Source organism: Arcobacter sp. AHV-9/2010, assembly GCF_004116575.1.
Lineage (GTDB): Bacteria > Campylobacterota > Campylobacteria > Campylobacterales > Arcobacteraceae > Aliarcobacter > Aliarcobacter skirrowii.
The window spans coordinates 70440-82462 of sequence record NZ_PDKH01000002.1 but is presented as its reverse complement, the minus strand read 5'-3'; the positions used below and the strand labels follow the sequence as shown (position 1 = coordinate 82462).

The window sequence follows — 12023 nt, the reverse complement described above, 5'->3', positions numbered from 1 at the left end:
TTAATAAAAAGCTTAAATTAAGTCAATATTGTTTATATTTTCAAGCTAAAATAAATTTTAATTAAAGGAAAATTATTGGACCCTGATATACAATCCTATATTATGCTTCTTGTTGCACTTTTATTAGTGCTTTTAAATGGATTTTTCGTTCTTTCAGAGTTTGCTATTGTTAAAGTCAGGCGAACAAAATTAGAAGAGTTTGTAAAACAAAAAAAAAGAAGTGCATCTTTAGCACTAAAAATGTCTAACTCTCTTGACACTTATTTAAGTGCAACTCAACTTGGAATTACTTTTTCATCACTAGCTCTTGGTTGGATTGGTGAACCTGCACTTGCAAGACTTATAGAATCAAATGTAACTTTTTTTGCAAATAACCAAGTTTTATTACATACTGTTAGCTTCATTATTGCTTTTTCAATTGTTACTTTTTTACATGTAGTTTTTGGAGAGATTGTTCCAAAATCGATTGCTATTGCAAAAGCTGAAGTTATGGTTTTATATATAGCAAGACCTTTATACATTTTTTGGTTAGTTTTTTATCCACTAATTAGATTCTTCGATATTGTTGCAGCATCTATTTTAAGAGCACTTAATGTAAAACCAGCAACAGAACATGAACTAGCTCACTCAGAAGAGGAGCTTAGAATTATTGTAAATGAGAGTTTTAAAGGTGGTCATATTGACTCAGTTGAGAGCGAAATCATTAAAAATGCTGTTGATTTTTCTGAGACTGTTGCAAAAGAGATTATGACTCCAAGAAAAGATATGATATGTTTAAACTCTGAAAAATCTTTAGAAGAGAATATCAAAAGAGTTATTTCAACAAAACATACAAGATATCCATACTGCAATGGTGGTAAAGATAATATTGTAGGAATGATTCACTCAAGGGATATTTTAAATGATGTTTTAGAGAGCAAAAAACTTGATATCTCTAAACTTGTAAGACCAATTATTATGGTGCCTGAAAATACTTCAATATCTTCAATTCTTACAAGAATGAATAAGAGTAGAATTCATTTAGCTTTAGTTGTTGATGAGTATGGTGGAACTTCTGGACTTATTACTATGGATGATATTTTAGAAGAGATTATTGGTGAAACAACTGATGAGCATGATCCAAAAGATGAATCTATTTTAGTAATAGATGAAAATCGTTATGAGTTTGATGGAATTGTAAATATTGAAAAAGTTGAAGAACTTTTAGATATTGAGTTTGAAAAAGATGAGTTGTCAGCTGTAACTATTGGTGGAAGAATTTTAAACCTTATTGGAAGATTGCCAATTGAGGGTGAAACTATTAATGACAAAGATTGTATATATAAGATTTTAGCTGTTAATAACAACAGAATTACAAAGATTTTATGTGAAAAAAAGATAAAAGAGGAAGAGACTAAAGTTTAATTACTTTAGCTCCAAATCCTCCACTACTTGGATGAGCATCTTCAAAAGATTTTACTTTTGGATGCTTTTTCAAAAACTCTTTAACTGCAAATGCTAATTTACCAGTTCCAATTCCATGATAAACTAAAACCTCTTCAAATCCAGCCAAAAGTGCATCACTTATAAATTTATCAAGATTTTCAATAGCCTCATCAGATCTTTGTCCATGAAGATCTAGTTTTATATCACCACTTTGAGGTTTTGCAACACTTAAAGATACTTTTTTCTTAGGTTTTGGAAGTGGATTTCCACTTCTTTTAAGTTCACTTAATAAAACTTGCATCTTTAATCCAGCATCAGTTTCAATAAAGGCTTTAGCTCCTTTTATTGATACAATTGATCCTTTAGTATTTCTATATTTAACTCTATCATTTACTTTAAAATCAACAATTTCATCTTCAGCCTTTTCTACCTCTATCTCTTTTACAATTTTATGAGAGATATTTAAATGTCTATGAGAATCCTCTATTAGCTTTGTTTTAATAGCTTTTTTAGCCTCTTCTCTTGCATCTTTATACTCTTTGTGAAGTTTTGATTTCTCAACATAAATGTGCTCATCTATCTTCTCTTTTTGCTCTTTTAAATTATTTGATAATCTTTGATAGTTCTCTATTTCGCTATTTAACTTTTGAATCTTTTGCTTATACTCTCGCTCTAACTCGCTACTTCTTTCAATTAACTCATTTAATCTATCTTTATCATCTCCATAAACCTCTTTAGCTTTCTTAACAACATTTAATGGAATTCCATATCGTAAAGCTGTCTCAAAGGCATAGGATCTTCCTATTGTTCCTTGCAAGAACTCATAAGTTGGTCTTTGGTTCTCTTCATCATAAAGTGCAGCAATTAGCTCAACATTTGGATTTGAAGCCATAAGAGCTGCTAATCTTTTATGGTGAGTTGTAATAACTATTTTTATATCTTTTTGAATTAGATCTTCAATCATAACTTTAAACAAACTAGCAGCCTCATCTGAATCTGTTCCAAGCTCAATCTCATCAACTCCAACAATAGCATTTTTGCTTGAAAAAAGTTTTGAGAACTCAACCATACGACCAGCAAATGTAGATATATCATTTTTTACACTTTGTGGGTCATCTAAAACAGCATTTATATATTTAAAATTACTAACTTTTGTATCTTTATGAGCTTTATATGGAAGAAGATATTTTGATAAAAAAACAGCACTTAAAATAGATTTTAGCATCATAGTTTTTCCACCTGCATTAACACCTGTTATCATTACAACACTCTTTGAAAAATCAATTGATATTGGCTTGGCATTTGCTAGTGCTGGATGAGAAAACTCTACTAGTTTGTTTATACTATTTTTTGAAGGAAGAATAAAGTTTTTATCCCCTATTTTTGCAAAAAATATTCTTGCTTGGTAGTGATCAAATCTATCAAACTCTTTGTTGATAAACTTTAAAAAAAGAAGATTTTTTTCAAAAGTAGATGATATCTCTTTGCAAAGTTTAAATAAAATCTCCTCTTGTTTATTTCTTAAATCACTTTGTTTTTGTTTAAGTTCACTAATACTATGAGGAACTACATAAAAAAATCCACTATTTGATCTATCTACTACGCTTCCACTTAAAATATTACTAAAACCACCTCTTAAAAGCAGACACTCTTGCTCATTTATATAGTGAACTTGCATATCAACCAAATATGGTCTTAGTTTTGAAGAGTTTATTACCTTATAAAGGCTTTGTTTTATATCCTCTTTATTTTTATAAATAGCGTGTTTGATATTGTCAAAATCTTCATTTACACCCTCTTTTAGATTTGATTTATCATCAAAATATTGACAAATTTTTAAAATATCATTTGGAATTACAATCTTATCAATCCACTCAAAAAGTTTACCTTCAAAGTTAAATCTTTTTAGATATAAAAAATAGTTTACAATTTTTACAAACTCAAATATTTCATAAATTTTTAAAATACCCTGCTTTTGTAAATGAATTAGTTGAGAATCAAGATTTTCAACACTCAAAGGAGCTTTAAAATCAAATCTTCCTAGCTCATCTATTAGTTTATAGTGAATATTTATATCACCCTCTAAAATTATAGATTTTTCTCTTGCAAAAAGTTTTGAAAAGCTTGTTATATAGTCGCTTAGATCTAGTTTTTTAATTAAATTTTCCATGGGGTGGATTATATCTTAAAGCTCTTAATTTTTTTATGAAAATAGAGTACCATATCTATCAATCGCTGCTTTAAGAACATCTGTAGCTAAGAATGTATCCATAGAATTTGAAATCTTCCAAGAAATTATTGATTTTGTGTGCCAATCAATACTTAATTAGGTCTATTAATCTCTATATTTTTGAGTAGATATGGATAAATCTTATGTTCATAATTTTTAATTGATGTAAGCTTTTTCTTTTTAGGAAAAATAGCATGTACTCCTGATACATCAAATGCTAAAAAAGCATTTTCCAAAAATTGTTTCTTCCAGTTTTGAATACTTTTTACTGTGATATTATGCTTTGATGCTATTTAATTTATCCTAGCATCACCTTCTAATAGCTCTAAAACAATCTTTTTTTGAGATACTTCAATAATTGGTTTTATTAAATCATTTATTATTAATAAAATATTACTTTAAAGTATCAAAAAACTTGCCAAAATCAAATATCGTATGTATAATTCTTTAAAAATTACACAAGGATATAAAAAATGAAAATTGGATATTTAACTATTATAATTTTTACAAATCTTTTAGCTGCTGGTATATTTCATGCTGATTATGAAAATGCTCAAACTGATGCACTAATTATTCTTTTTACGGGAATGGCTTCTATATTTGTTATTTGGAAACAAGATCATCCAATTATTAAAAAAATAGCTGATGATTTCTTTTAAACCAATAGCACTCATTGTTCTAGTAGCATTATGAGAAAACTAAAAAATATGATGCAATTAAGAAAATTATATTAGATTCAAAGGATGTATTATTACAAACCAAAGATGCGTTAAGCTAGCAATTTCTAGTGTCGTAGGAGTTTCATTGAACCATTTTATAAAACTATTCATTTCATTTTCAAGAGTTTCATGTGGTGGTGCTTCATAGTGAATCTTCTCTTTACCATAGTCACCTGATACTACTTGCATAGCACCCTCACCTCTAAATTGGGCTACTTTTATTTTTGAAAATCCACTATACCCTTTTTCAAACATTGCATTGTGCCAACCAAATAGTTTATCAAGTGTTAAATCTTCATCATAATTTGTGTTGGCATCAATTAAAATATCTATTTTCGTACTAATAATAAATAATAGTGACTTTTTATAGATTTTAATAAAGCTTTTACCCAAATTGGTACTTTATTTGATTTACTCCAATTTGATTAAATACATTATTAAAAATAACGAAAATATTAATGAGGTTTGACATATCTACTTTGGGCTATACCAAATAAAAATTATATAAAATGTTATGTTTTGAAATGGTTATTTAAATTAAAAATTTTGTCTCCTATAAAGTGTTGTCATATCACTATTACAAAGCGCATTTTATAGTACTTTTAGAATTTTATTTAAGTTTATATAGTTTTGTCACAAAAGTGAGAAAAAAATGAGAAAAAAAAGTTACCATTTTGTTGTCAATATGGTAAAAATATCACAAAAAGCCACTCTTTTTATGGTGCAGATAGGGGGACTCGAACCCCCACAGATCGCTCCATACGCACCTCAAGCGTACGTGTCTACCAATTCCACCATATCTGCATAGAAAAAATAGACCGAAATTATATCTATTTTTTCTTAAGCTTATCTATATTCGTTTTTATACTCTACATAATGTTTTGCATGGTCGATTAAACCTTGAACTTCCTCATCGCTTAACTCTCTTACAACTTTTGCAGGACTTCCCATAATTAAGCTTTTTGGTGGGAAAACTTTACCATATGTTACCAAAGAATTTGCTCCTACAATACTTCCTTCACCTATAACTGCGTTATCTAAAATTGTAGCACTCATTCCTATTAGACAGTTATTTTCAATAGTACATCCATGAAGCATAACTTTATGACCAACTGTTACATTATCACCAATAATTGTTTTTGAATTTGTATCTGTATGAATACAAGATAAATCTTGAATATTTGTATTTTTACCAACTCTTACCTCATTTACATCAGACCTAATAACACAACCAAACCAAACAGAACTATTCTCACCAATTTCTATATTTCCAATTAAATCAGCACTTGGTGCAATCCAAGCAGATGGTGCTATTTTTGGATAAAACTCTTTAAATTTTAATATCATAAGTATAAATCTCCTTTAAATAATAAAGCAAGATTTTAGTATAAAAAAGTAGCAAAGAAGTTGCAAATATGAAGTTTTGAAGAAGCTAAGGATATTTTCCTTAGCTTATAATAGTTATTTTTGTTTTTTACCTGCAATTACAAGTCTTAAAGCATTTAATCTAATAAATCCTTCTGCATCTTTTTGATTATAAACTTCATCTTTTTCAAAAGTAGAATAAGCATCATCATATAATGATTTTGAAGATTCTCTTCCTACAACCATTACATTTCCTTTATAAAGTTTAAGTTTTACTTTTCCTTCCACATTTTTTTGAGTTGCATCAATAGCAGCTTGAAGCATCTCTCTCTCTGGAGAGAACCAATATCCTTGATAGATTAGTTTTGCATATCTTGGCATTAACTCATCTTTTAAATGTGAAGCTTCTCTATCAAGAGTTAAAGACTCAATAGCTCTGTGAGCTTTTAACATAATAGTTCCACCTGGAGTCTCATAACAACCTCTTGCTTTCATACCAACATATCTATTTTCAACAATATCAACTCTTCCAATTCCGTGCTTATTTCCAAGTTTATTTAAAGCTTCAAGTAAAGAAGCAGGAGAAAGTTTATTTCCATTTAGTGCTATTGGATCTCCATTTTTATACTCAATTTCAATATACTCTGGCTTATCAGGAGCTTTTTCAGGGCTTGTTGTCCATAACCACATAGACTCTTCTGGTTCATTTGCTGGATTTTCTAAATGAAGACCTTCATAAGAGATATGAAGTAAGTTTGCATCCATAGAGTATGGGCTTATTTTTGGGTTTCCATTTTCATCAACATGTTTTTGAGAAATCTCAATATTATGTTTTTTTGCATATTCAAGTAGTGATTCTCTTGAGTTTAACTCCCACTCTCTCCAAGGTGCAATTACTTTTAAATCTGGATTAAGTGCCAATGCACCTAGCTCAAATCTAACTTGGTCATTTCCTTTTCCAGTTGCTCCATGACTTACAGCTTGTGCACCTTTTTCATTTGCAATTTCAACTAATTTTTTTGCAATTAGTGGTCTTGCAATTGAAGTTCCTAAAAGATACTCACCCTCATAAATAGCATTTGCTCTAAACATAGGGAATACATAATCTTTTACAAACTCCTCTTTTAAATCTAAAATATAAACATTTTCAGGTTTAATTCCACAAGCAATTGCTTTTTTTCTTGCTGGTTCAACCTCTTCACCTTGTCCTAAATCAGCTGTAAAAGTGATAACTTCAGCACTATACTCCTCTTGTAACCACTTTAAAATAATAGAAGTATCTAAGCCTCCACTATATGCAAGTACAACTTTTTTTATATCTTTTTTACTCATTATTTTTCCTAGTTTTGGTAATTTATAGGCGGGATAATACCAAAATTTTACTATAAAACCATTTAAGCACTTTTAATTTTTATTTCAATATAATCAAACTTATGAGAATAGATAAATTTTTAAACAGCGTAAATATCACAAAAAGAAGAGCAATAGCAGAAGATATGCTAGAACATAAAGTTGTATTTTTAAATGGAAATGCCGTTAAAAAAGCAAAAGAGGTAAAAGTTGGAGATATTATAGAGATAAAATATCTTGAAAATAGTGAAAAATTTAAAATTCTTCAAATTCCAACAACAAAATCAACACCAAAATCAAAAATAGATGAGTATGTACAAAGGATAATTTAAATATGTTTTTAGAGACAAAAGCAAAGTTTGATGATATTTTTGAGAATAGATTATCACCAGATGAGATAAGAGAGTATTTTTTAGCACTATATGAAAGAGGTGAAACAGCTTCAGAGTTTGCTGGAGCTGCAAGTTCTATGAGAGATCATATGATTGCTCTTCCTATTAGTGAAGAGTTACAAAATAGAGCAATTGATATTGTAGGAACTGGTGGAGATAAAAGTTATAGTTTTAATATCTCAAGCACTGTATCAATTTTGTTAGCAAGTGTTGGATCATTTGTAGCAAAACATGGAAATAGAAGTGTTACAAGTAAAAGTGGAAGTGCTGATATGCTTGAAGCTTTGGGAATAAACTTAAATTTAAGTCTTGAAGATACATCAAAAATGCTTGAAGATACTGGTTTTGGATTTATGTTTGCAGCAAATCATCATCCAGCTATGAAATATATTACACCTGTTAGAAAAACTATTGATCATAGAACTATTATGAATATAATTGGACCACTATGTAGCCCTGCAATGGTTAAAAAACAGGTAATTGGTGTATTTCATAAAGATTTTATAAATAAAATTGCAACAGCTTTAGATATGCTAGATTGCAATAAAGCAATTGTTTTATCAAGTGAAGATGGAATGGATGAGATATCAATCTCAAGTGTTACTTACGCAACACTACTTAATAATGGAAAACTTACAGATTTTATTATAAATCCAGAAGATTATGGATTAAAAATTGCATCTAAAAATGATATTGTTGGTGCTGGACCAAAAGAGAATGCTCAAATTACAAGAGATATTTTAAGTGGAAAAACAACTGGAGCAAAACTTGATATTGTTTTATTAAATGCAGCTGCTGCATTAGTAGTGGATGATAAAGCAAGAGATATAAAAGAGGGAATAGAGATTGCAAGAGAGGCTATAAAAAGTCAAAAAGCATATAAAAAATTAGAAGAGATTGTAAACTATTCAAAAAGGCTTAGTTTAAAATGAAAAAAGAGTTTTTAATCTCTTTAGAGGATATATCTTTAGTTGTTAATGAGCTTAAAAAACGACTTCAAAATAGAGATTGTATTGTTATATTAAAAGGTGATTTAGCAAGTGGAAAAACTACTTTAGTGCAAGAGTATGTAAAATCTATTGGATTAAAAGATCTTGTAAACTCTCCTACATTTTCACTTCAAGTTCAATATGGTGAAAATATTTTTCATTATGATTTATATAATAAAACTTTAGAGGATTTTATAGCCTTAGGTATGCTTGAAGAGTTTGAAAAGAGTGGAATTCATTTTGTTGAGTGGGGAAATAGTGCTTTAGAAAATATTTTAAGTGATTATGGATTTGATTTTTTGGTAATAAATATAGATAAAAAAGAGAATAAAAGGTTGTATATTATAAATGAGTAAGTTAAAAATAGTTGATATCAAAAAAAATATTAAAAAAACACAAATATTGCATGGTATTAGCCTTGAGGTTAATACAGGCGAAATTGTAGGACTTTTAGGATCAAATGGTGCTGGAAAAACTACAACATTTTATACAGTTTGTGGGCTTGTAAAACCAAGTAGTGGAAATGTATATTTTGATGATGAGGATATTACAGCTCTTCCACTTCACAAAAGAGCACTAAGAGGAATTGGGTATTTGCCTCAAGAGTCATCTATTTTTAAAGATTTAAGTGTTGAAGATAATCTACTTTTAGCAGCTGAGATTGCATTTAAAGATAAAGAGATTCAACAACAAAGAGTTGAAGAGCTTTTGCAACTTTTAAATATTGAACCAATAAGACAAAGAAAGGGTGTATCTTTATCAGGAGGAGAGAGAAGAAGAACAGAGATTGCAAGAGCACTTGTTTCAAATCCAAAATTTCTACTTCTTGATGAACCTTTTGCAGGAGTTGATCCAATTGCTGTTAAAGATATTCAAAATTTAGTTAAAGATTTAACAAAGTTAAATATTGGAGTTTTAATAACAGACCATAATGTAAGAGAGACTTTAGAAATTTGTGATAGAGCTTATGTTATGAAAGCTGGAGCACTATTAGCAAGTGGAACTTCTAATGAGATAAAAAATGATCAAAGAGTAAAAGAGCACTATTTAGGTGAGGATTTTAAATTTAGTTAAAATTTAAAATCCCTTTTGTTTTAACTAAGTTCCGCCATTTTTTCATCAAACTCTCTGTTTATATTCTCAATTTTTTGCATAATTTCTAAAATTCTATTTTCAACCTTTATTTTATCTGCACCAAATAGTGTTGAGACTTTAGATTCTAGCTCTTCAAGCTCTGCTTTTAGAGGTTTTAAATCTTGACTCTTTTTAGCAACCAATTGTGCTCTTAATTGCTTACTCTCTTTTTTATTTAGTTTTGGCTTATCTTTTTTCTCCTCTTTTTTGTTTGATTTTTTATCATCAATATCATCGCCCCAACCAATTTTCTCTAAAAACTCATCATAAGTTCCATTAAAGTAATCTGCTCCATCATTTGTAAATACTATTAATCTATCACAAACAGCTCTTAGTAGCTCCTCACTGTGAGTTACAATAATACTTGAACCTTCAAAAGATTTTATAGCATTTGTAAGTGCTTCAATTGACTCTATATCAAGGTGGTTTGTTGGCTCATCTAGAAAAAGTAGATTTACATCTTGTGCAATAATTTTTCCAAGCATTACCCTACTTTTCTCTCCACCAGATAATAAAGAGATTTTTTTCTTAGCATTATCACCACTAAACATCATAATTCCACAAATATTTCTAATAACAGGTTCTGGAATTTTGTTATTTACACTTTGTATCTCTTCAATAATTGTATTATTTAGGTTCAGATGATTTATATTTGTCTGTCCAAAATGCCCAAAAACTGTGCTTGGATGATAATCAACAGTTCCACTTAAAGCTTTTAGTTCACCTGCTAAAACATTTAAAAGTGTAGATTTTCCTTTTCCATTTTTACCTATAATTCCCAAAGTCTCGCCTTTGCTTAATGCAAAAGTTATATCCTTAAATAGTAAATTATCTTTTGAATAACCAAAACTTACATCTTTTACTTCAAGTAAAAATTTAGCACTTGTATCTTTATAGTTAAATTCAAATTTTAGATCTTTAGCATACTCTAAATCTTCCATAACTTCCATTTTCTCTAAAATTTTTACCTTTGATTGAGCTAGTGTTGCTGTTGCTGCTCTTGCTTTATTTTTTGCAATAAACTCTTCTAAATCTTTAATCTTTTTCTCTTGAGCAATTTTTTGCTTCTCATAATGCTCTTCATTACTAGCTAATTGCTCAAAAAACTTTTGAGTTCCACCAGGAATTATAAAGGCATTTTTTCGCACAATTCCCATTGTATGTGTACAAACACTATTCATAAAATCTCTATCGTGAGTTATAAGTATAACCTCTCCATCAAAAGATTTTAAAAACTCTCTTAACCATCTAATAGATAAAATATCCAAATAGTTTGTAGGCTCATCAAGTAAAAGCATATTTGGTTCTGTTAAAAGAAGTTTTGCTAGATTTATTCTTATTTGATAACCACCTGAAAAACTCTTTGGCTCTTTTTGTAAATCCTCTTCACTAAATCCTAAACCAAACAAAATCTTTTCAGCTTTATAGATATTATATTTATCATCTTCACCCAAAGCCAATGCTGTTTCATCAATTAAAGTTTTTTCAGTAAAATCAAAATATTGTTTTAATGCACCAATTTTATAGTTTTTTGGAGTTGCAATCTCTCCACTATCTGGCTGCTCTTCACCAAGTATGAGTTTAAAAAGTGTTGATTTTCCAGTTCCATTTCTTCCAACAAGACCTACTTTGTCACCTTTATTTAATCTTAAATTTAAATCTTGGTATAAATCTTGAGTTGGATATGATTTTTTTATATTAATTAGCTCTATCATTATTTAAAAAGTACACCTTTACACGAAGTTTCATTCTCTTTTGGAATTATATGGTTTAAGTATCTTGAAAATTTCCCAACATAATCAACTTTTGGATATTTATCTGCTATTTTTAAAGTTATCTCATTTTGCTTTAACCACTCTAACTCTATTGGTTTTCCATCTATCCAAGCGCAGTTTGTAAGCAAATCTTCAACACCATCAAGATTTACATCTTCAACTTTTTTACTATGTTTTGCATATAGTTTTAAATAAGCACTCTCAACACTTTGTGGTTTTTTATCTTCAAAAATAAATACAACTCTAAAATCATCTGCATCTAGTCCACTATTTATTGGCAAACTAGCTAGTGTTGATACAACTTGAAGATTTTTATGACTCTTTTTCTCTTCATAAAATGGTTTGTAAGCCTCTATACAATAACCTAAAAAACCATCACTAATAGAGTAAACACCTTCACTTTTAAAACAATCTACATCTTGACCGCTCTGTTTTAAAGCTTTTAAAAAAAGAGCTGCACTCTTTTCATTTTCATTCCAATTAAAAACTGGAAAAACTGCTTCTAAAACTTGATTTGGATTTAATGTTCCATAATTAACTCTTGCAATTCCAAATGCTAGTGGTTTTTTGTACCAACTCTCTTTAGAGATAGTTTCAAACAGTACATTAAAATCATCTTTTGAATTTATCATATATTTGGCTCC

At 29.0% G+C, this 12023-nt stretch carries 12 protein-coding genes, 1 tRNA gene and 1 pseudogene; 6 read left to right on the top strand and 8 right to left on the bottom strand.

Going from position 1 to position 12023, the window contains the following annotated elements; all coding sequences use genetic code 11:
* Positions 1–102: 102 nt before the first annotated feature.
* Entirely contained in the window at positions 103–1404 is a 1302-nt protein-coding gene (locus CRU94_RS04150) for a hemolysin family protein (protein WP_129105818.1), read from the top strand.
* Here CRU94_RS04150 and CRU94_RS04145 read toward each other — a convergent pair.
* Positions 1394–3595, bottom strand: a complete 2202-nt coding sequence (locus CRU94_RS04145; RefSeq protein WP_129105555.1) for an endonuclease MutS2 — start codon at positions 3593–3595, stop codon at positions 1394–1396. The two genes, CRU94_RS04150 and CRU94_RS04145, sit on opposite strands and share 11 nt — an antisense overlap.
* A 51-nt stretch (positions 3596–3646) precedes the next feature.
* Positions 3647–3900, bottom strand: a pseudogene (locus CRU94_RS04140) (IS3 family transposase); the annotation flags it as partial.
* A gap of 228 nt (positions 3901–4128) precedes the next feature.
* On the opposite strand from CRU94_RS04140, the gene CRU94_RS04135 reads away from it, so the two are divergent.
* Positions 4129–4314, top strand: coding sequence for a hypothetical protein (locus tag CRU94_RS04135; RefSeq protein WP_129105554.1), 186 nt, complete (start codon positions 4129–4131; stop codon positions 4312–4314).
* Between the two features lie 66 nt (positions 4315–4380).
* Here CRU94_RS04135 and CRU94_RS09700 read toward each other — a convergent pair whose 3' ends face one another.
* From CRU94_RS09700 to CRU94_RS04115, 4 genes are all read right to left on the bottom strand, one after another.
* Positions 4381–4767, bottom strand: coding sequence for a Fic family protein (locus tag CRU94_RS09700; RefSeq protein WP_258237389.1), 387 nt, complete (start codon positions 4765–4767; stop codon positions 4381–4383).
* Positions 4768–5093: 326 nt separating this feature from the next.
* Positions 5094–5178 (bottom strand) — tRNA-Leu (locus tag CRU94_RS04125).
* 42 nt (positions 5179–5220) lie between these two features.
* Positions 5221–5721, bottom strand: a complete 501-nt coding sequence (locus tag CRU94_RS04120; RefSeq protein ID WP_129105553.1) for a gamma carbonic anhydrase family protein — start codon at positions 5719–5721, stop codon at positions 5221–5223.
* Positions 5722–5835: 114 nt separating this feature from the next.
* Complete coding sequence (locus CRU94_RS04115; protein WP_129105552.1) at positions 5836–7071, bottom strand: argininosuccinate synthase; 1236 nt, start codon at positions 7069–7071, stop codon at positions 5836–5838.
* Between the two features lie 101 nt (positions 7072–7172).
* Here CRU94_RS04115 and CRU94_RS04110 point away from each other — a divergent pair, with 101 nt between their 5' ends.
* The 4 genes from CRU94_RS04110 to lptB are packed head-to-tail and all read left to right on the top strand — an operon-like array spanning position 7173 to position 9544.
* Entirely contained in the window at positions 7173–7421 is a 249-nt protein-coding gene (locus CRU94_RS04110; protein WP_066160999.1) for a S4 domain-containing protein, read from the top strand.
* 2 nt (positions 7422–7423) lie between these two features.
* Positions 7424–8413 (top strand): anthranilate phosphoribosyltransferase, encoded by a 990-nt coding sequence (trpD, locus tag CRU94_RS04105; protein WP_129105551.1) that lies wholly within the window; start codon positions 7424–7426, stop codon positions 8411–8413.
* Positions 8410–8826, top strand: a complete 417-nt coding sequence (tsaE, locus tag CRU94_RS04100) for a tRNA (adenosine(37)-N6)-threonylcarbamoyltransferase complex ATPase subunit type 1 TsaE (protein ID WP_129105550.1) — start codon at positions 8410–8412, stop codon at positions 8824–8826. Before trpD ends, tsaE begins: the two co-directional genes overlap by 4 nt.
* Complete coding sequence (gene lptB / locus CRU94_RS04095) at positions 8819–9544, top strand: LPS export ABC transporter ATP-binding protein (protein ID WP_129105549.1); 726 nt, start codon at positions 8819–8821, stop codon at positions 9542–9544. The genes tsaE and lptB overlap by 8 nt, the downstream gene beginning before the upstream one ends.
* 20 nt (positions 9545–9564) lie before the next feature.
* On the opposite strand, the gene CRU94_RS04090 is transcribed toward lptB, so the two are convergent.
* Positions 9565–11319, bottom strand: a complete 1755-nt coding sequence (locus CRU94_RS04090) for an ABC-F family ATP-binding cassette domain-containing protein (protein ID WP_129105548.1) — start codon at positions 11317–11319, stop codon at positions 9565–9567.
* Complete coding sequence (locus tag CRU94_RS04085; RefSeq protein ID WP_129105547.1) at positions 11319–12011, bottom strand: tetrahydrodipicolinate N-succinyltransferase N-terminal domain-containing protein; 693 nt, start codon at positions 12009–12011, stop codon at positions 11319–11321. The genes CRU94_RS04090 and CRU94_RS04085 overlap by 1 nt, the downstream gene beginning before the upstream one ends.
* Positions 12012–12023 lie beyond the last annotated feature (12 nt).